Raw genomic sequence first — 21661 nt, 5'->3', positions numbered from 1 at the left:
ATGAACGACGTATCTTTTACACAAAATAGGGAATTGTCCTGGCTTAAATTTAACGACAGAGTTCTTGAAGAGGCGGCGGATAAGTCTGTGCCCCTCCTAGAAAGATTGAAGTTTCTGTCAATTTTTGATACTAATCTTGAAGAGTTTTTCATGGTTAGGGTTGGCTCTCTTACAGACTTATCCAAACTTTCCAAAAAGGCCATTGACTCTAAGTCAAACCTTACTCCAAAAGAGCAATTAGATAAAATTCTAGCCTATCTGCCAAAATCTTATGCTAGAAAAGATGAAGTGTATTTCGATATCCTAGAGGATATGAAAAAAGCGGGTCTTTTTATATCTAAGTTTTCTGATCTGGATGAGAAAGATAGGTTGGCTTGCAAGAATTATTTCGATACTAAAATCGAACCGATCCTAAATTTTCAACTAATTGATAGGACCCATCCTTTCCCTAGACTCCCCAACTTGTCCATAGTTATAATCTTTGACTTAGTTTCTCAAGAAAAAAAGAAAAAAGAAAAAATTGGCATAATCTACTTGCCAGATAGGATAGACAGGTATTTAAAGCTAGCTGACAATCATTTTGTCTTGATTGAAGATATAATAGAAGTATTTGCCTATAATTTATTTTACAAGTACCAAATAGAAAGGTCCTATGCTATATCCCTCACAAGAAATGCGGATATCAACTACAATGACGATGATTATGAAGTTGACCAAGACTTTAGGGACTATATGAAAGGAAAACTAAAGAAGAGAAAGAGGCTTCAACCTGTTAGGGTCGAAGTCGACAGACCCCTTTCTGAAACCTCCCTAAAATTCTTGACCAAGCAATTTAATTTAAGCAAGGAAGCCATCTTTGTAACCAAGTCCTTGATTCAGTCTGATTTTATATATGATTTGATAAAGGACCTGCCTGAAAGTTTTAGAAAGGAAAACTCCTACGAGGAATTTTCTCCCCAAGAGTCTATCTATATTGACGAAAAAGAATCCATTATTAAACAAATAGAAAAATCCGACAAGCTCCTATCCTTCCCTTATGAGTCCATGGATCCACTTATTAGACTCCTAGATGAAGCAAGTAATGATCCTGATGTTATATCTATTAAGATTACCCTTTATAGGATAGCCAAGGAAAGCGAAATCGCCAAGGCCTTGATTAGGGCAAGTGAAAATGGGAAGGATGTCATAGTCTTAATGGAGCTTAGGGCAAGATTTGATGAAGATAATAATATCCTTTGGTCTTCAAGGCTTGAAAAAGCTGGATGTAATGTTGTATATGGTTTTGAAAACCACAAGACCCACTCCAAGGTCTGTCTAATAACAAGGGTTGATATGAATGAGGAAATTTCCTATATCAGCCAAATAGCCACAGGTAACTACAACGAAAAAACTGCCAAGCTTTATACAGACTTCTCCTTAATGACCGCCAACAGGCAAATAGGAACTGACGTCAAGGAAATTTTCGATAATATCCTAATAGGCAATCTAGATGGAGACTACAAACATCTCTTGGTAAGCCCAAAATCTATGCAAGAAGGTCTTGATAAGCTTATAGATGAGCAAATAAAGGCCCAAAAGAAGGATGGAAATGGTTATATAAGGCTAAAGATGAATTCGATTTCTGATAGGAAGTTGATAGATAAACTATCTCATGCGAGTAAGAAAAATGTCAAAATTGATATGATGGTTAGGGGGATCACTTGCCTTCTTCCCGGTATAAAGGAAAGAACTGAAAATATAGAAATTTATCAAATAGTAGGAAGATTTCTAGAACATCACAGGATTTATCAATTTGGCAAGGGGGAAGACGCCAAAGTCTACATCTCATCTGCTGATTTTATGACTAGAAATATTAGAAACAGGATGGAAGTAGCTGTTCCTATCTACGACCCAGCCATAAAAAAACGCATAATCGACTTTCTAGACCTTATGTTTGCTGATGATGTAAAAATCAGAAGGCTTAGGCCTGATGGAGACTATGAGAGAGTAGAAAATAAGAAAAATCTCATAGCCCAAGAAAGGCTAATAGAACTAGCTAAGCAAAGATGCAAAAAAAAGGCTTTACTCCTTGAAAAACAAATAGAAGAAAGACCTATACCTAAGGCTATCAGTCAAAAGAAAGATATAGAAAGTCATACAAACAAAGAAAAAACCAAGGGCCAAAAGCTTAAAGATTTTTTCAAAAATTTATTCAAATAAGATAAAACGTTAGTAGAGTAAGCTTGCTTTACTAACTTTTTTAGTGAAAACTATTTGCTAGTTATTTAGTGAGAAATCCATCCTATCTAAATAAAATAAGTCGTTTATTAATTGAAAGAAAAAATTTTGGTGAAAACTTATCAAAATCTTTGAAAATACTTCAAATTGCCCTATTATTTTTTTCATATCCGTGTTATAATAAATATAAGAATTTAGTAATCTAAAGTAAACTTGATAGATTGAAATATATCTGTTAATTTTGCAAAGGATTGCTTATCCCAGTAGATTTTACAAGACAAATATATTGAAATAAATAGAGGAAGGTTATGTCTAACAGAGGTATCAGAGAGCTAAAGAGAAAGAAGAGAAGGCTACAGAAAAATAGAAGAAGAAAAATCCTAGTTACCGGTCTAGCTAGTCTAGCCCTAATCATAGGTTTGAAGGTTTTTACAAGCAAAGATGACGATTTCACTATCCAAAGACCAGCCGAATATAGACAAGCAGAGGCGGCAGATGGAGATGAAGAAAAAGAAGAAAAAAACATCAATGGAGATACTATCCACATAGCTACCAAGCATGGTTTTAAGGATGTCAAAATTGATGATGATAAAAGAATAGATGACGATAAGTATGAAGATACTTTGATAAAGTACGTCCAATGTGCAAAAACTCAATATGCCTACCAATATCCAAATGATTACTCCAAGACAGAAAAGTTTGTCAAGGAAGGTGATTATTTGCCTTATTATGGAACTGAAAATGGTTTTTCTAAAATTAAATTAGATGACTCTTTTTACTATGTAAACAAATATGGCCTAAGAGAGCTTGATGATGACAAAGAAATCAAGGTCGTAAATGGTATAGCCTATGTTAGCGCTGAGTATCCTCTACCAAGTGATTTCAATCCAGGAGTAGATAAAACTGCCAAGCGTGCCTTCGAGACCATGCGTCAAGATATGGAAAGAGAAGGACTAAGCATAAAGATTGCATCTGACTACAGGGACTATGAACTAGAAAAGAAAATGAAAGATGCTGGTGAAGTCGATAGCGAAGAAGCAGGATGTAGCGAGCACCAACTAGGTCAAGCCTTCGACTTTTTCACAGAAGGAACTAAGTACAATGATAAGTTTGTAACAACAAAAGAATACAAGTGGCTTTGTGAAAATGCTTACAAGTATGGTTTCATAGAAAGATATCCTGCCGATAAGCAAAAGATTACAAAGCATGCTCCTATGCCATGGCACTTCAGATTTGTTGGTGTGGAAAATGCCAAGGAAATCTATGAAAATGATTTAACCCTTGAAGATTATTTAAAGACAAAATAATTGTAATTTGCGAATATTTCGATATAATATATATGTCAAAATGAAAATTAAATAAGGAGAATTATATGAAAGCAATTAATACAAATGATGCTCCAAAAGCAGTAGGAGCTTATGTTCAAGCAATCGCAACAGATAATCTAGTATTCACTTCAGGACAACTTCCAATTGATCCAAAAACAGGTGAATTAGTTACAGAAATTAAGGCTGCTACAAAACAAGCCCTAACAAATGTAGAAAACATCCTAAAAGAAGCTGGATCAGGAAAAGATAAAGTTATCAAATGCGTTGTTTACCTAAACGATATCAATGACTTTGCTGCTTTCAACGAAGTTTATGCAGAATTCTTTGGTGATCACAAACCAGCTAGATCAGCTTTCGAAGTAGCTAATCTCCCACTCAATGGATTACTAGAAGTCGAAGCTATAGCTAGTCTATAAGTAATAACGAACGGCAGTTTGACTGCCGTTTTTTTAATATAAATAAGGAGAAGCTAATGGAAGATAAATTAATAATTGAGCAGATAAATAATCAAAAGTCTAAGATAATTGAAGAAAGAAGGCACTTGCATAAGCTTGCTGAAGTCTCAGCTAAGGAATTCAAGACTTCTGCCTACCTAAAAGAAGAAGTAAGAAAATTAGGCCTTCCCATAGTAGAGGTAGAGGGTACGGGCTTTTTTGCTATATTAGATACAGGCAAAGCTGGAAAGAGCCTTGGCCTTAGGACAGATATTGATGCCCTTCCGATTTGTGAAAGCAAAAATAATCTCAAAAATCCTAGATTAGTCCTATCAGATGATCCTAATGTTTTTCATGCTTGTGGCCATGATGGTCATATGGCAACCCTACTTGCTTCAATGAGAATCCTAGTCAAAAATAAGGATAAGCTAAAGGGTAAGATTTATTTTATCTTTGAAGAAGGTGAAGAAAGTGGAAGTGGAATCTTTCCTATGATAGATGGCCTAAAAAACGAAAATATCGACGCCTTCTATGGCAATCACCTAGCAAGTTTTCTAAAAACTGGTGAGATTTCCTTCCATCCCGGTCCAATAATGGCTGGCTTTATTATGGTAGATTTCACAGTTAAGGGTGTAGGTGGTCATTCATCAAGACCTGATAAGGCAATTAGTCCAATTTTTGCCCAAGCTGCTATCATCCAATCCCTAGCTTCAGCATGGGTTAATAGACTTGACCCAACCAAAACTGTAACCCTTGGTCTTAGCACCATCCATGGGGGTAGTGCCCACAACGTCATAGCTAGTGAAGTAAGGGTAGATGGAACCCTAAGATACTTTGATTGGGATGAAGTAGAAAGAGCCATAGAGCAAATCCAAATTGTTGGAGAAAATGTCGCTAGGGCCCATGCTTGTGAATTTATAAATAGAACTGCTAGTGAAATCTTTAGCCCTGTTATTAATGACGAAAAGCTTGCCCTCTTAATGAAAGAAGCAGTAGTTCCTTACTTTGGAGAAAATATCAAAGAAGACACAACTTGGTTTGCTTCAGAATCCTTTGAGGCCTATGGTAAGCTTGCTCCAAGCCTTTTTGCCCTAGTGGGAAGTGCTAATGAAGAAAAAGGAACAGGAGCACAACACCATACACCAGAATTTGACATAGACGAAGATAGTATTAATCATGCTATCTTTGCCATGGTAAAATTTGCAACAAGCTTTCTAGAAGCTTAATCAATAAGAAAATTAATCGTGTCATAGACTAGCTAAAGTTGTTTATGACACGATTATATGCTATCATTATTTTACCAGCTATTATTTGTAGCTATTTTTAGTGAATTATTATCATAGTTTTTCAAAAACACTAGGACAATTTTTATTTAATCAGTTTTTCTTTTTCAAACTAAGTAAAAGACATTTGCCTAAAAGCCCCAAGGCCAAGCAAATAAAATAGCCAAGCTTCATTTGACTATGCTTAATAAGTTAATATAATTAAAGAGTAAATTTTTTAATATTTGCAATTTTTTTATTTTAGGAGGAAAAATGAGCACACTTGTTTTTCAGTCAGACTTCGGTCTAGGTGATGGTGCAGTTTCAGCTATGCACGGGGTAAGCTTCATGGTCAATCCAGACCTTACTATTGATGATTTAACCCATGAAATTGAGCCATATAATATTTTTGAGGCTTCCTATAGGATATTACAAACAATCAAGTATTGGCCTAAGGGAACAGTTTTTGTATCTGTTGTTGATCCTGGTGTAGGTTCTGCTAGAAAATCCATAGTTGTCAAAACAAAATCTGGTCATTATCTCGTTACTCCAGACAATGGAACTATCTCCCACATAGCTAAGTATATTGGTCTCGAGTCAGCAAAGATAATAGATGAAGTCAAGGATAGACTTCCTTTTTCAGAAAACTCTCATACTTTTCATGGAAGAGATGTTTACGCCTATAATGGGGCAAAACTAGCAAGCAATCCTCTCTATTATGATAGTTTGATGGAAACTGATCTAGATAGCCTTGTTTACAAGGAAATAAAAGATGCCAAGATTAATGGAGATGTTATTGAAGGAACAATTGACATCCTCGATGTTAGATTTGGTTCTCTATGGACTAATATTAGCCTTGATCTATTGAAGAAAATGGATATTAAGCAAGGAGATACTATCAAGGTAACTATCTTTAATAAAACAATCAAAAAATACGAAAATCAAATGACCTTTGGTCACTCCTTCGCCGATGTTGGACTTGGAGAAACTATTGCCTATATCAATTCACTAATCAATTTGGGTATAGCTATCAATCAGGCATCGTTCTCTGATACCTATCAAATAGCTACTGGTAATGATTGGACTATTTTTATAAGAAAGGAATACTAATGAAAAAAAATAATTCTATAACAAGCATTGTAGCCATAGGTATTGGCGCAGCTGTATTTTTTATTTTGGGAAGATTTTTGTCTATTCCAATAGGCTTTATACCAAACACTTCCCTAGAAACAACCTATCCCTTCCTAGCCCTAATGTCAGTTCTCTTTGGACCTTTTGCTGGTGCCTTGATAGGTCTTATTGGTCATGCTATTAAAGACCTTTTGACTTATGGTTTGTGGTGGTCATGGGTGATTTCATCAAGTGTTACTGGCTTTGGCTATGGCCTTGTAGGCAAGAGCTTGAATGTAAATAAGGGAGAATTTTCCCTAAAAGACCTTGTTAAATTTAATCTTGGTCAAATCATAACAAATATTGTTGCTTGGGCCCTAGTAGCTCCATGTCTTGATATTTTAATCTACTCAGAACCAACCAACAAGGTATTTACTCAAGGTATTGTATCGGCAGGACTTAATTCTATTGCAGTAGCTATACTTGGATCTATCTTGTTGACAGCATACGCTAAGAGCAAAACAGCAGATAATTCCCTAAGCAAGGACTGATATGCAGACAGGCAAAGCACCCATAGTAGACTTTAATTCTTACAATTTCAAATATAAATCTCAAAAGGACTTTTCCCTCTTTGATATCAATTTGTCTATAAAGAAGGGAGAGAAGATTGTAATTGTAGGACCATCAGGTTCTGGCAAGTCAACCCTTGCCAAGAGCCTAAATGGACAGATACCTAATAGTTTTTATGGCGATATTTTAGGTCAAATATCAATTGATGGCAAGGACCTAAAAAGCTCATCTATTTTTGATTTATCCTTATCAGTCGGAACAGTCCTACAAGATACAGATGGACAATTTGTCGGACTTACAGTAGCGGAAGATATAGCTTTTTCCCTTGAAAACGACTGTGTAAACAAGGAAGAGATGGAAAAAATTGTCCACAAGTGGGCTAAGGAGCTTAATATTTCAAAACTGCTTGAAAGAAAACCAAAGGATTTGTCTGGTGGTCAAAAGCAAGCAGTTTCTATAGCCGGGGTCTTGGTCTCAGATGTGCCAATTTTGCTTTTAGATGAACCCCTAGCAAATCTAGATCCAAAGTCTGGCAGGGCAACCATGAAGCTTGTAAGAGACCTTGCGGAAAGACTAGGCTATACAGTTGTTGTAATCGAGCATAGGCTGGAAGAGGCACTCTTGTTAAATCCAGATAGGATAATAGCAGTTAGTGATGGTAGGATTGTTTTTGACGGATCTGTTGAAGATATTTTGAAGTCTGATAAGCTTGATCAAATTGGCATCAGAAAACCCCTATATATTGATGCCTTATCTTATGCAGGCCTCGACCTTAAAAAATATGAACGAATCTCAAAAGTCGATGACCTTGACCTATCAAAAGATGATTTGGAAATCCTAACGACTTGGGCAAGCAAGGTCAAGAAGGAAAAAATCGCAAAGTCTAGGGAAAAAATCATAGAGATAAGAAATCTAGACTTTGCCTACACTAATGAAAATATTCTAGAAAATATTAATTTGACTATAAACAAGGGCGAGATTATTTCAATTGTCGGACCAAATGGAGCTGGTAAGTCCACCCTAGCTAAGCTTATGTGTGGCTTTATCAGACCAAACAGGGGCGAAATCTTAATAGATGGCAAAGACAGTAAAAATCTTTCCATAAAAGAAATAGCCGATAAAATTGCCTTCGTCCTCCAAAATCCTAATTCTATGATTTCTAAGACTATGATTTACGATGAAGTAGCCTTCGGTCTTAGGATAAGGGGGCTTGAAGAAGAGGAAATTCAAAAGAGAGTAGAAGAAGTTCTTAAAATTTGCGGGCTTTATCCTTTTAGGAACTGGCCTATTTCAGCCCTATCTTATGGGCAGAAACGTAGGGTAACCATAGCTTCTATCTTGATTTTAAATCCTGAAGTCATAATCTTGGATGAACCGACAGCAGGGCAGGACTTTAGCCATTATACAGCTATGATGGAATTTATAAGAAGGCTAAATAGGGATTTATCCTTGACAATCCTAATGATTAGCCATGATATGCACTTGATCCAAGAATATACGGATAGGGCCTTGGTAGTTTGTGATAAGAAAATCCTAGCTGATCTAAGCCCTGCAGAACTTTTTTCTAGGGAAAAGCTAATTGATCAGTCAAACCTAGCCCCAACTTCCCTATACAAACTAGGCAAAAAACTTGAAGCTCTTAGTGCCTTGGACTTCATAGAAAGCTTCATAGCTTATGAGAGGAGAAAAAAGAATGGATAACACACTTGGTTTTATAGACAACGATACTTGGATACACAGACTTTCTGGTACAACTAAGCTCCTTTCCTTCCTTCTCCTATCAATCATAGTAATGACTTCCTATGATACGAGATTTCTAATCCTTGTCATGCTTATATCCTTTTTTATAATGAAACAAGCCAAGATAAAATGGGACAATATCTCCATCCTGGTAAAAATTGTAGCTATATTTTCTGTGATTAATCTTTTAGCTATTTACATCTTCGAGCCAGAATTTGGAGTTAAGTTGTACTCATCAAGAACAATTATATTTAGGGGAATTGGCAGATATAGTGTAAGTTTGGAACAGTTGTTTTATGAGTTCAATGTATTTTTAAAATATTTTTCAACCATACCCCTTGCTCTAATCTTTGTCCTTGCTACCAATCCCTCTGAGTTTTCGTCAAGCCTTAACAAAATTGGCCTATCCTACAAAATATCCTATGCCGTAGCCCTCGCCCTAAGATATATACCTGATATACAAAATTCCTATATGGAAATTCGACAAGCAAGCCAGGCCAGGGGGATAGAGATGAGTAAGAAAGTTAGCCTAGCTAAAAGATTAAAGGCTAGTGCTGATATAGTCATGCCCTTAATTTTTGATAGTTTGGAGAGGATAGAAACAGTTTCTCAGGCTATGGAGCTAAGACGCTTTGGCAAAAACAAAACTAGAACGTGGTATAGGCAACGAGCCTTTGGGAAAAATGATTATCTAGTCCTCTTAGGAGTACTTATTCTAATAGCAATAGGGATTTTATTATTTATTGCCAATAATGGCAGATTCTATAATCCTTTCATCTAAGCAAAGATCCTTGCTAATATAGCGAGGGTCTTTTTCTAAGCCTTAAAAGCAAAACTTGGGGGCTTATATATTATTTGGTATAATTTTTTATAAGATGATAAGGAAAAAACTTTAAGTAGCTAGGATAATCACTAAAGGAGGCTATATGAATGAATTAAAAGAAATTATAGAAGGACAAAGAGCTTTCTTCTATGGAGGAGCAAGCAAAATAGAAGCTTTTAGGAGAGAAAGTCTTGAGAAATTGGAAAGCCTACTTGAAATCTATGAGGATGACATCCTTTTGGCCTTAAACAAAGACTTGGGCAAGTCGAATTTTGAAGGCTATATAGCAGAAATTTCCTTCTTAAAACAAGAAATATCCTTTGCCTTAGCCAAGCTAAATAAATGGATGAAGCCTATTAGGGAGAAGACTCCCCTCCAAGCCATGCCCGCCACATCCTACACCCTCTATGAACCCTTGGGAGTAACTCTAATAATAGCTCCATGGAACTATCCCTTCCAGCTAGCTATAGATCCACTAATAGCAGCTATAGCATCTGGCAATACTGCAATTATAAAGACCTCATCCAAGACTAGGGAAACTTCAAGGCTCATAAGAGCAATGATAAATGATAATTTTAGCAAAGATTACATCTATGTTGTAGATAATGACAAAACAAGCCATGAAGAACTCTTAAATGGAAAATATGACCACATTTTCTACACTGGAGGCAAAAAAGTTGGCAAAGAAATAATGAAAAAGGCTAGTGAAAACTTGACCAAAGTAAGCCTAGAGCTTGGTGGCAAAAGTCCATGTATAGTTGATAGTACGGCGAATCTTGACAATGCAGCAAGGTCAATAATCTGGGCTAAAACTTTAAATGCTGGTCAAACTTGTGTTTCAGTCGACTATATCCTAGTCGATTATTCTATCAAGGACAAATTTATAGGAAAATTAGTCGAAGTCATTGAGGAATTTTATGGTTCTTGTCCAATAAAGTCAAAAGATTATAGCAAAATAATAAACGAAGAGAATTTGGAGAGGCTACTTGGGCTTATAGAGGGTCAAAATATAATATCAGGTGGCACTTACGATAGAAAAAATCTAAAACTCGCACCGACCATAGTAGATGATGTGGACTTTTCCAACAAGCTAATGGACGATGAAATATTTGGACCAATACTTCCAATAATAACTTACGACAATATAAATCCCATCCTCTATAAGATAAAGACCCTACCAAAGCCACTAGCCTTTTACCTCTTCTCAGAAGATAAGAGGCTTATAGAAAAGGTCATGTATAATATGGAATATGGCAATGGCTGTGTCAATGATTGCATCATGCAAATAGTAAGTCCCTACCTAGAATTTGGAGGAGTTGGGGAAAGTGGTATGGGAGGCTATCATGGCTATAATGGTTTTGTTAACTTCTCTAACAAAAAAAGCATCATGCAAGCCTCATCCTTTTTTAGACCAAAAATAAAATATCCTCCTTATGACAAAGGAAAGTTAAATTTAATAAAGAAATTCTAAAAAAACAAAGCTTTCTTAAAATTTTATTTAGCAAATTATGTAAAATAGATAAAATTTCAGGAGAGCTTTTTGCGTGGAGAAATAAAGGATTAAAGAAAATGATTGGCATTATCGATTAATCCTTTATTAATATATATATATTGAATATTAAATGTTTTTTTAAATCAAAGTCATTTCTATCATAAATATTTTATGTAAATACATAGAAAATTTGTTATAAAATATAAAGAAATCTGTATGTTGATTGTTAATTATTTACAAACTACAAAATAAACGGCTATATAAGCTAAGCTTATCGGATGGTTCAAATCCCCAAAAAGTGTTAAAATATTTGATAATTATATTGACAATCCTATATAAAAGTTTTATAATGGTTTTCGTGATACTGAAAATTGCTATCACATTTTTATATTTTGTACATTCATATGAATTAATATTTAACATGTTAAAAAAATAATTAGTAGAGGATATGGGGAATAAATGAATAATAAAAGAATTATTAAGGCGACATTAATTGCCGCCTTGTCTATTTCATTCTTATTTAACGAGCCTTCCTTTGCCAGTAGCGAAGAAGATAAACCGCTAGAGGCAAATAGCCAAGGTCTTTTTGAAGAAAATGAAGTAGCTACAGAAAAAAAAGAAGAAGCAAAAGAAGAAGGAGCTTCTGATAAAGAAAGTGAACAAAATAAAGAAGATGCAAACAAAGACAAAGCTCCTAATATAGAAACTTCCCTCAAAGAAGATAAGTCTGTTGAAAAAGAAGGGAAAGCAACAGAAGATACACATAAAGCTGACCTTACTAAGGATTCATCTATTGAAGAAAAGAAAGATGATAAAGCTGTAGAAAAGAAAGATGAGGGAAGGCTCATATACATAGCCGAATTTAAAGATAAAGAGGCTGGGGAAAGGGCAATGAAGGAAATATCAAAACTTTCTTCTACAAAAGTTTTGTATGCCTATAACACAATTTTTAATGGTTGTGCAATTGAAACAAAACAAGATAATCTTGATTTGATTAAACATATCGAAGGAATCTCATCTGTAGAAAGATCCCAAAAAGTTGAACCAATGATGAATCATGCAAGGGAAGAAATCGGTGTCAACGAAGCTATCGACTACCTAAAAGCCATCAACAAAGACATGGTAATGAAGTTTGATGGTAGGGGCATGGTAATTGCAAATATCGATACAGGAACTGATTATAGACACAAGGCTATGAGAATTGATGATGATGCTAAGCCTTATATGAGATTTAAAAAAGAGGACATGCAGGGAACTGACAAGGACTTTTGGTTGAGTGATAAGATTCCTCATGCCTTTAACTATTACAATGGTGGCAAAATCACTGTCGAAAAATATGACGATGGTTCTGACTACCATGATCCACATGGTATGCATATAGCAGGAATCCTTGCCGGAAATGATACTGATGAAGATATAGCTAAGTACAATGGTATAGACGGAATAGCACCAAATGCTCAAATCTTTTCTTACAAGATGTACTCAGATTCAGGCGATGGTTTTGCTGGTGATGAAACAATGTTTCATGCTATCGAAGATGCAATCAAGCATAAGGTTGATGTAGTATCCGTATCTTCTGGATTTACAGGAACAGGTCTTATAGGTGAAAAATATTGGCAAGCAGTTAGGGCTTTAAGAAAAGCAGGTATCCCTATGGTAGTTGCTACTGGTAACTACGCAACATCAGCTTCAAGCTCCTCATGGGACTTGGCTGTTAATAACCAACTAAGGATGACCGATACAGGAAATGTAACAAGGACTGCTGCCCATGAAGATGCCATAGCTGTTGCATCAGCCAAAAATCAAATAGTAGAGTTTGATAAGGTAAATATTGGTGGCGAAAGCTTCAAGTATAGAAATATCGGTACCTTCTTCGATAAGGATAAGATTATTACAAATGAAGACGGAAGCAAGCTATCTGACAAAGTAAAATTTGTTTATATAGGAAAGGGTCAAGATGAAGATCTAGTTGGTCTTAATCTTAAAGGCAAAATTGCCGTTATGGATAGAATCTATACCAAAGATTTAAAATATGCCTTCAAAAGAGCTGCCGATAAGGGTGCTCGTGCAATCATGGTTGTAAATACAGTTAACTACTACAACAGAGATAACTGGACAGAGCTTCCAGCCATGGGCTACGAAGAAGATGAAGGAACAACTTGCCAAGTATTTTCAGTATCTGGTGATGATGGACTTAAAATTTGGAATATGATTGATCCAGCCAATAAAACAGAAGTTAAGAGAAACAAGAAAGAAGACTTCAAAGATAAGCTTGACCAATACTATCCAATTGATATGGAAAGCTTCAACAAAAACCGTCCAAAACTTGGCGATGAGAAAGAGCTTGACTTTAACTTTGCTCCTGATACAGACAAGGAACTTTACAAGGAAGAAGTAATCGTGCCAGCAGCTTCTACATCTTGGGGCCCAAGGGTTGACCTCCTCCTAAAACCAGATGTATCTGCACCAGGAAAAAACATCAAATCAACTCTAAATGTAATTGATGGCAAATCAACCTATGGTTATATGTCAGGAACAAGTATGGCAACACCAGTAGTTGCAGCATCAACAGTATTGATTAGACCAAAACTAAAAGAGATGCTCGAAAAACCTGTCTTAAAAAACCTAGAAGGTGACGATAAAATCGACTTAACCACTCTTACAAAGATTGCCCTACAAAACACAGCAAGACCAATGATGGATCCAACAGCTTGGAAGGAAAAATCACTATATTATGCTTCACCAAGACAACAAGGTGCAGGTCTAATTAACGTTGCCAATGCACTAAGAAGTGACGTTATAGCAAGCTTTAAAAATGTTGATTCCGAAGGTCTAGTAAACTCATATGGTTCTATCTCACTTAGAGAAATCAAGGGTGAAAAGAGATATTTCACAATCAAGTTGATTAATACATCAGATAGGCCTCTAACCTTTAAGGCTTCATCATCTGCAATCACAACAGATTCCCTAACCGATAGGCTAAAACTTGATGAAACTTACAAGGATGAAAAATCAGCAGACGGTAAACAAATTGTTCCAGAAATTCATCCAGAAAAGATTAAGGGTGCAAATATTACATTTGACCATGATGTATTTACAATTGCTCCAAACTCTTCATATGATTTGAAAGCAGTATTAAATGTAGGAGATGCCAAAGATAAGGACCAATTTGTAGAATCCTTCATAAGACTTGAATCCAAAGAAGAACTCGAGGCAATGTGTGGCGATAAAAACAAGACAGTATTCCAACCATCTCTATCAATGCCACTTATGGGCTTTGCTGGAAATTGGAACAAGGAGCCAATCCTTGACAAGTGGGCTTGGGAAGAAGGCTCTAAATCAAAAACCATGGAAGGTTATGATGATGATGGCAAACCAAAAATACCTGGAACCTTGAACAAGGGTATAGGTGGAGAACACGACATTGATAAATTCAATCCAGCTGCCGTTATCCAAAACAGAAAAGATGGAGATACTAAATCACTCGACCAAGACCCTGAACTATTTGCACTAAATAACAACCAAGGCTTATTTGATCCATCACAAAGTGAATCAAAAGTGGCAAGAGTTTATCCGCTCGACTCTAAGGGACAAACCCAAGAAGTTCAAATAGAAAGAGCATTAACCCCATCTCCACTTGTTCTAAGAAGTGCAGAAGAAGGCCAAATCTCAATAGTAAATACTGACAAAGAGGGCGAAGGTCAAAAAGACCTCAAGGTCGTAACAAGAGAGCACTTCATCAGAGGAATCCTAAACTCAAAGAGAAATGACGCTAAGGGTATTAAGTCATCCAAGCTAAAAGTTTTGGGAGATTTGAGATGGGATGGTCTTATTTACAATCCTAGAGGTAGAGAAGAAGGCGCTAATGATAATAATAACCAAGACTTGGAAACAAAACTTAGGGGTCAATTTGAACCAATAGCTGAGGGACAATACTTCTACAAGTTCAAATATAGATTAACCAAGGATTATCCATGGCAAGTTTCTTATATACCAGTAAAAATTGACAATACAGCTCCAACAATTGTCGATGTTGATTTCTCCAACCCAGACAAAATCAAATTAATAGCAAAAGATACCTACCACAAGGTAAAAGATAAGTACAAAAACGAAACCTTGTTTGTAAGAGATCAAAAAGACCATCCAGATAAATTTGAAGAAGTAGCCAACGAAGTATGGTATGCAGGTGCAGCTATAGTTGACGAGAATGGTGATGTTGAAAGAAACCTTGATGTTAAATATGCCGGAGAAGGCGAAGGAAGACACAGAAAGCTTGATGAAAAAGGAAATACTATCTACGAAATTAAAGGAGCTGGAGATTTAAGAGGAAAAATCATAGAAGTAATCGCCCTAGATGGTGCAAGCAACTTCACCAAAATCCATAGGATTAAATTTGATACTAAGCCTAATGAAAATGGAATGATTTCTTATTACTTAGTAGATCCTGATAAAGATTTTTCTTCTTACAAAAAACTAGGTGAAATTTCTGAAGAAAAACTCAAAAATGCCAAGAGTCCAAAGGCTTTAAATAAGGCAGAAGAAAAGAAAGATACTGTTGAGGAAAATCCTATAGAGGGACCTTCAAAGCTAGATTTAGACAAAGAAATCTCTACTGTTAGAGGCTTTGAAGATAAAGACCTAAAGAAACTAGTTAAAAAGAAATATAAAGAAGTAGTCGACTATGTAAATGGCGGAAAAATAAAAGTAGAGCTTGAATATCAATATGATGAAAATGGAAAAATAAAAGCCTATGAAGATGGAAGTCCTCTAGAATATGAAACTGAGAAACTTGATGATGTTAAATCAAGGCTTGGTGGAGTATTAAGCCCATCAAAGGATGGTCATTTTGAAATTCTTGGAAAAGTAAGCAATGTATCCAAAGATGCTAAGGCTTACTATGGTAATGACTTTAAATTAATAGAAATTAAAGCAAGTAAATACGACCCACAAACCAAAACTCTAACCTTTGACTTGTTTAAAAACACCAATGATGTAGTAGATGGTCTATCCTTTACTGGAGATATGAATATTATAGTAAAAGATAAGGATCAAACAAAAGCTAAAACTATAATAAGAATGCCAGAAAAGAAGGATGAAGCCGAGGAAGCTTCGCCATATGCTTCAAGCTACGGAAATATTATAGAACTAGGTGAAGGCGAACTAACAAAAGTAGAACCAAAAGATCCAAGTGCGATGGATACAAACAAGATGTTCTTCGATAAGAAATCGGGTCACTATGTATTAAATGATAATATGATTGTAAGAAAGGGATATGCCCTAAGAGTTACTACATTTAATCCAGGAAAAACTGACATGATTGATAGCAATGGTCTTTATAGCAAGGAAGATATAGAAAAAATTCAAAAGACTGCCCCTAACATCAAGGCCCTATCACAAAAAACAATCTACTGCGATAGTAGAAATGTTAAAGATGGAAGAAGCGCTCAATCAGTCCTCATGTCAGCCTTGGACGGCTTTAATATAGTTAGATATCAAGTCTTTACATTCAAAACTAATGATAAGGGAGAGGCTATAGATAAGGATGGAAAGCTTGTAGATGATCCTTCTAAACTAGTTCTTCTTGGCAAAGATGGCAAGGAATATATTGGAGATGATAAATCCAACGTAGAAGCCATCAAGGAAGACGGAGCTATGCTATTTATAGATGCAAAACCAGTAGATTTGACTATGGATAGAAACTATTTCAATCCAACAAGGGACAATAAAATCTATGTAAGAAAACCAGAATTCTATTTAAGAGGAAAAATAGGAGATAAGGGTGGTTTCAACTGGGAAATGAGAGTTAATGAGTCAGTCGTAGACAACTACCTAATCTATGGTGATCTACACATAGATAATACAAGAGACTTTAACATTAAGCTTAATGTAAAAGATGGGGACATCATGGACTGGGGAATGAAGGACTACAAGGCTAATGGCTTCCCAGACAAGGTCAAAGATATGGATGGCAATGTCTATCTACAAACTGGTTATAGTAATCTTAATGCCAAGGCTGTTGGAGTTCACTATCAATTCCTCTATGATACTGTAAAACCAGAAATTGAACAAAAAGATGATGGTAACATAGCTATTGAATATGAAAAAGATAAATTTATCAAATTCAATGTTACAGATAAGAGAGATGGCGATAAAGCTGGAGAAATCCAAGACAAACAAATCTTTGTAAATGGTAGAGCATACAAGTCCTTAGAAGATATCAAAGATATAAAAGATGATAAGCTAACAATCAAGTTTGTAGTAAAAGACTTTGCAAACAATACTAGGGTAAAGGAATTTAGCTTTGACAAAAAAGCTGAATCATTGACTCCTATAGCTCCAGAAAAAGTCAAGATTACAATAGATAATAAGGAAAATGAACTTGTAAAGGGAGAGGATTTCCAATTACCAGAATACAAGGGAGAACTTCCAGAAGGTAAAGGCTTCAAGGGTTGGAAAGTCAAAGACAAAGACGGAAAAGAAGAAATTAAAGCACAAGGTTCCTTCCTATTTGCTATGGCTGATTTAAGTGTTGAACCATACTTCTACGAGCTTCCAAAAGAAGTTAAAGAAGAAAATAAACAAACTTTTGATGAAACAAAGAAAAAAGATGAGGATTATTCAAAGATTTGGAATATAACTTGCCCAAGTGATACTGAAGTACCTTCAGAAAATCCACAAATTCCAGAAACAAATATATCTCATAAGAGTGAAAATCCAAAAGACAATCAAGGATTAGTAGTAGAGACAAGCTCAGAGACTAAAAAGCTTAAAGGAGATCCTTCAAAAGACGATAACTTAGTTCAAAGTCCAAGGGAAGATAAGGAGAAAGAAGAAGCTCCATCAAAAGCCCAAAAAGAAGAAGCAAGGGAAAATAAGACCCAAAGAAGTGATGACAAATCACAAGCTAACAATGAGAAAGCTCCAACAAATACAAATGTTAAAACAGGAGTAGAGAGCCTATCATCAGTAGTTATGGGACTATTTGCAGCAAGCCTTGCCTTATTCAAGACTAAAAAAAGAAAATAAAAAGACCTAATATAAGCTAAGCAAATATTAGATCTTATGCCAGAGTTAGCGTGAAGCTTGCTCTGGTATTTTTTTGCTATCAAGTTTTCTATGAGAAAATCAGTTCTAGAATCTTAATAAAATAATTCGCAGAAAGATTTTCAAATTAAAAGCCCTCGATAAATTTGAGGACTTTTAGCTCTATCTTTTGCTATCCATATCAGCCTTGATAGCCTTAGCAAGGGCTTCGATTTCTTCTACTTGTTCCATCTTCACACCAGAATTAATTTTAACATCTTCACCTACATAATCAAGCTTAGCTTGAGATAGGATTTCCTTAGAAATCTCGAGACTTCTTCCGCCCCAAGACCAGTTGTTTAGGAAAGAAACAGTTTTATTGCTAAAGCCTGTTCCAACAAGTTCCCTTAGGAAGGCATCCATCTTGTAGTAAAGACCAGAGTTGTAGTTGATTGGTGCAAATACTGAGTGAGAGAATCTGTGGCAGTCACTAATTGGATAAGAAACATCCCAAGCAGCGACATCATAAATCTTGATATTTTCAACCCCTAGCTCAGCTAGCTTTGTTGCAAGAATGTCGGCTGCTTCTTCGGTATCTCCATACATTGATGCGTAAACTATAACCACACCTTCTTCTTCTGCTGTAAAGGTTGACCACTTGTTATACTTATCCATTATGAAGTTTATAGATTCTTCGTCCTTATAAACAGGACCATGGAGAGGAAGGATGGCATTAATAGCAAGGCCGTCGATTTTCTTGAAGGCATTTTGTACCATCTTGCCAAACTTACCAACGATGTTTATATAATATCTTCTAGCTTGATCTAGCCAATCACCCTTGTGGATAACATTCTTAGCATCTACATGACCTTCTATTACATTAAAGGCACCAAAAGCATCTGCTGAGAAGAGAAGACCTTCAGTTGTTTCGTAAGTCATCATAACTTCTGGCCAGTGAACCATTGGAGTGAAAACAAATTTGAGATTTCTCTTACCGATATTTAACTCATCCCCATCTTTTACTTCCACATATCTATCCTTAAATTCATCATTATAGAATTGTTCATAGAACTTGAAGGTCTTGGCATTGCCGACAAATTTAGCATTTGGCCATTCTCTCAAACAAAAATCAATATTTCTACAGTGGTCTGGCTCCATGTGCTCAACAATTAAATAATCTAAGTCTTCTCCGTTAAGAGCTGCCTTGACATTATCTATATATCTTCTAGTAAAGGCTGCATCTACTGAATCAAACAAAACGTTCTTTTCGTCCTTAATAAGGTAAGAGTTGTAGGAAACCCCATTTGTCAATTCGAACATATTTTCGAATCTGTCAATCCTTCTATCGTTAACTCCAACCCAATAGATATTATCTAATATTTCTACTATATTGTGCATCTTATCTCCTTTGAAACTCCTTTTATCTGTTTTGTTACATTATTAACTATACCAGCTATTTAGGAAAATTAAATTATATATTAATGATTATTATTATCAGTAATAATCTAAAAAAAATTAAATTTTGTATTTTGACAAATAATTATGTTAGAAATAATTTATTTGGGTATAAATAAGGTGAAAACAATTACAAAAACTTGCCAAACATATACAATTCGGCTGATATAATTTGTAAATTTTAAATTAAGGAGAAATAATGTCATATAATTTACCAAGAGATTTAGAAGAATTTAGAAAAGTTGTTAGGGACTTTGCTGAGGAAAAAATTAGACCCATAGCATTTCACTTAGACCAAAGCAAGGAATTTCCAAAAGAAATAGTGAGACTTATGGGCGAGATGGGCCTAATGGGAATTCCATTTCCAGAAAAATATGGTGGAGCAGGTCTAACAAATGAGCATTACGCCATAGCTGTTGAAGAATTATCAAGAGTAGATGGTGGAGTAGGTGTAATTTGTTCAGCCCACACCTCACTGGGTACTTGGGGAATTAACGAATTTGCGAATGAAGAACAAAAAGAAAAATATCTAAGACCCCTTCTTACAGGTAAGTCAATAGGTGGTTTTGGTCTAACAGAAGAAAATGCTGGTTCAGACTCTGCAGGAACTCAAACTACAGCAGTTCTAAAGGGAGATCACTACATCCTAAATGGTAAGAAAATCTTTATAACCAACGCCCCAGAAGCTCAAACTTATCTAGTAACAGCAGTTACTACACCTGGCAAGGGCAATCATGGTATATCCATGTTCATAGTAGATAAGGACTTCGAAGGTTTTACCTTCTCCGAGCCTTATGACAAGCTAGGTATCAGATCATCAGTTACAGCTGAGCTTCACTTTAATAATGTTAAAGTTCCAAAAGAAAATCTTCTTGGTGAAGAAGGCAAGGGCTTCAAATATGCTATGATGATTCTTGATGGTGGTAGGATTGGCATAGCTTCCCAAGCCCTAGGTATAGCCCAAGGCGCTTATGAATCTGCCAAAGATTACGGCCTAAATCGTGAGCAATTCGGACAAGCTATTGCAAGAATGCAACACAATGCCTTTATCCTAGCAGATATGGCAACTGAATTAAAGGCTGCAAGATTGTTAATCTATGATGCAGCAAGGAAGAAAGATAGACATGAACCTTATGGTAAGGATGCTGCTATGGCTAAGCTTTTTGCATCAGATATGGCAGAAAAACTTACCAGCAAGGCCCTCCAACTTTACGGTGGCTCAGGCTTCATCAAGGGAGTAGATGTTGAAAGATACTACAGAGACTCAAAGATTACTCAAATCTATGAAGGAACAAATGAGATTATGAGATTGGTGATCTCATCCTATATCCTACCTAGAGAAGAAAAAAAGGAAGTTAAGAAAGAAACTGTAAAGAAGAACAAATCTCAAGTTGGAGAAAGAAAACTTCAAATTTTTAAGGGCGATGAAAAGGAAGCTGCTAAGAAATTAGTGGAGGCCCTAAAGGCTCAAGGATTTAGTTTTGATAAAAAAGACATCGACCTAGAAGGCGATATAGACAATGCCCAATCAGCTGTAGGAGCAGGTATGGGAATTGGCGAAGAGCAAAACCTAGAGATGATTAAAGAATTGGCAAAGGAAACTGGCTCAGTTCTAGTATCATCAAGACCAGCTGCCCAAGTTAGAGGATATGTTTCTAGCGATAGATTTATCGGCCTATCTGGCAAGAAATTTAAGGGTAAACTCTACATCGCTGTTGGTATATCTGGAGCTATGCAACACCTAAGAGGAATAACAGATGCTGGAACAATAGTAGCTATAAATAATGACGAAAGCGCAAACATCTTTAACAACTGTGACTTTGGAATAGTAGGCGACTTCCACAAAGTAGTACCTGCCCTAATAGAAGAAATTAAAAATGCATAGATAGAAAATCCATAAGAAAAGAGGCTTAGGCCTCTTTTAACTTGTAAAAAATTCAGGGATTGGCTTTTATAGATTAGAGTTAGTAAATAGATATTGCTAGTAAGGCAATATATGCAAACGATTATTATAAGAAAACTCTTCGCTATTATTGACAAAGAAAATACTTGAGTTTATAATGGAGAAAACATTATCATAAATTTTGCCGGCAATGATATGTTTTTACTAAAGTTATATAATCTCATAATCTGGATGAGAGTTTCTACGACTTACCGTAAATAAGTGGCTATGGCTTTTAGTTGAATCGATAATAAGAAATCGATTC

General features: G+C 35.7%; 12 protein-coding genes and 1 riboswitch. Of the genes, 11 read left to right on the top strand and 1 reads right to left on the bottom strand.

Annotated features, from left to right (window positions below; all coding sequences use genetic code 11):
* From P6936_RS02810 to P6936_RS02765, 10 genes are all read left to right on the top strand, one after another.
* Positions 1–2199 (top strand): RNA degradosome polyphosphate kinase, encoded by a 2199-nt coding sequence (locus P6936_RS02810; RefSeq protein ID WP_276880781.1) that lies wholly within the window; start codon positions 1–3, stop codon positions 2197–2199.
* A 326-nt stretch (positions 2200–2525) separates the two neighbouring features.
* Positions 2526–3524, top strand: a complete 999-nt coding sequence (locus P6936_RS02805; protein WP_276880780.1) for a M15 family metallopeptidase — start codon at positions 2526–2528, stop codon at positions 3522–3524.
* Positions 3525–3589: 65 nt separating this feature from the next.
* On the top strand, positions 3590–3961 hold the full coding sequence (locus P6936_RS02800) for a RidA family protein (protein ID WP_004837215.1): 372 nt from the start codon (positions 3590–3592) through the stop codon (positions 3959–3961).
* 56 nt (positions 3962–4017) lie between these two features.
* Positions 4018–5205, top strand: coding sequence for an amidohydrolase (locus tag P6936_RS02795; protein WP_276880779.1), 1188 nt, complete (start codon positions 4018–4020; stop codon positions 5203–5205).
* A gap of 309 nt (positions 5206–5514) precedes the next feature.
* Entirely contained in the window at positions 5515–6351 is an 837-nt protein-coding gene (locus P6936_RS02790; RefSeq protein ID WP_276880778.1) for an SAM hydrolase/SAM-dependent halogenase family protein, read from the top strand.
* Positions 6351–6902, top strand: a complete 552-nt coding sequence (locus P6936_RS02785) for an ECF-type riboflavin transporter substrate-binding protein (RefSeq protein ID WP_276880777.1) — start codon at positions 6351–6353, stop codon at positions 6900–6902. Before P6936_RS02790 ends, P6936_RS02785 begins: the two co-directional genes overlap by 1 nt.
* Before the next feature lies 1 nt (position 6903).
* Positions 6904–8622 carry an ABC transporter ATP-binding protein gene (locus tag P6936_RS02780; protein WP_276880776.1) on the top strand — a complete coding sequence of 573 codons (1719 nt, stop codon included), beginning with the start codon at positions 6904–6906 and terminating at the stop codon, positions 8620–8622.
* Positions 8615–9442: an energy-coupling factor transporter transmembrane component T family protein gene (locus P6936_RS02775; RefSeq protein WP_276880775.1), complete on the top strand. Its 828-nt coding sequence runs from the start codon at positions 8615–8617 to the stop codon at positions 9440–9442. The genes P6936_RS02780 and P6936_RS02775 overlap by 8 nt, the downstream gene beginning before the upstream one ends.
* 145 nt (positions 9443–9587) lie before the next feature.
* Entirely contained in the window at positions 9588–10955 is a 1368-nt protein-coding gene (locus tag P6936_RS02770) for an aldehyde dehydrogenase family protein (protein WP_276880774.1), read from the top strand.
* Between the two features lie 480 nt (positions 10956–11435).
* Positions 11436–18002, top strand: a complete 6567-nt coding sequence (locus P6936_RS02765; protein ID WP_276880773.1) for a S8 family serine peptidase — start codon at positions 11436–11438, stop codon at positions 18000–18002.
* Positions 18003–18182: 180 nt separating this feature from the next.
* Here P6936_RS02765 and P6936_RS02760 read toward each other — a convergent pair whose 3' ends face one another.
* The gene (locus P6936_RS02760) at positions 18183–19397 is read right to left on the bottom strand and encodes an FprA family A-type flavoprotein (RefSeq protein WP_276880772.1); all 1215 of its coding nucleotides are present in this window, start codon (positions 19395–19397) and stop codon (positions 18183–18185) included.
* 256 nt (positions 19398–19653) lie between these two features.
* On the opposite strand from P6936_RS02760, the gene P6936_RS02755 reads away from it, so the two are divergent.
* The gene (locus P6936_RS02755) at positions 19654–21339 is read left to right on the top strand and encodes an acyl-CoA dehydrogenase family protein (RefSeq protein WP_276880771.1); all 1686 of its coding nucleotides are present in this window, start codon (positions 19654–19656) and stop codon (positions 21337–21339) included.
* 208 nt (positions 21340–21547) lie between these two features.
* A riboswitch (purine riboswitch) is annotated at positions 21548–21645 on the top strand.
* Positions 21646–21661: the final 16 nt, after the last annotated feature.

Origin of the sequence: Anaerococcus tetradius (assembly GCF_947087635.1) — a bacterium.
GTDB lineage: Bacteria > Bacillota > Clostridia > Tissierellales > Peptoniphilaceae > Anaerococcus > Anaerococcus tetradius.
The sequence above is the reverse complement of the archived record's forward strand: the minus strand, read 5'-3'. Positions and strand labels throughout refer to the sequence as shown.

Excerpts from the sequence above, each read along its gene's own strand:
- P6936_RS02795 (WP_276880779.1), top strand. The coding sequence starts at position 4,018 with ATGGAAGATAAATTAATAATTGAGCAGATAAATAATCAAAAGTCTAAG.
- P6936_RS02785 (WP_276880777.1), top strand. The coding sequence starts at position 6,351 with ATGAAAAAAAATAATTCTATAACAAGCATTGTAGCCATAGGTATTGGC.
- P6936_RS02800 (WP_004837215.1), top strand. The coding sequence starts at position 3,590 with ATGAAAGCAATTAATACAAATGATGCTCCAAAAGCAGTAGGAGCTTAT.
- P6936_RS02780 (WP_276880776.1), top strand. The coding sequence starts at position 6,904 with ATGCAGACAGGCAAAGCACCCATAGTAGACTTTAATTCTTACAATTTC.
- P6936_RS02790 (WP_276880778.1), top strand. The coding sequence starts at position 5,515 with ATGAGCACACTTGTTTTTCAGTCAGACTTCGGTCTAGGTGATGGTGCA.
- P6936_RS02810 (WP_276880781.1), top strand. The coding sequence starts at position 1 with ATGAACGACGTATCTTTTACACAAAATAGGGAATTGTCCTGGCTTAAA.
- P6936_RS02755 (WP_276880771.1), top strand. The coding sequence starts at position 19,654 with ATGTCATATAATTTACCAAGAGATTTAGAAGAATTTAGAAAAGTTGTT.
- P6936_RS02805 (WP_276880780.1), top strand. The coding sequence starts at position 2,526 with ATGTCTAACAGAGGTATCAGAGAGCTAAAGAGAAAGAAGAGAAGGCTA.
- P6936_RS02775 (WP_276880775.1), top strand. The coding sequence starts at position 8,615 with ATGGATAACACACTTGGTTTTATAGACAACGATACTTGGATACACAGA.
- P6936_RS02765 (WP_276880773.1), top strand. The coding sequence starts at position 11,436 with ATGAATAATAAAAGAATTATTAAGGCGACATTAATTGCCGCCTTGTCT.
- P6936_RS02770 (WP_276880774.1), top strand. The coding sequence starts at position 9,588 with ATGAATGAATTAAAAGAAATTATAGAAGGACAAAGAGCTTTCTTCTAT.
- P6936_RS02760 (WP_276880772.1), bottom strand. The coding sequence starts at position 19,397 with ATGCACAATATAGTAGAAATATTAGATAATATCTATTGGGTTGGAGTT.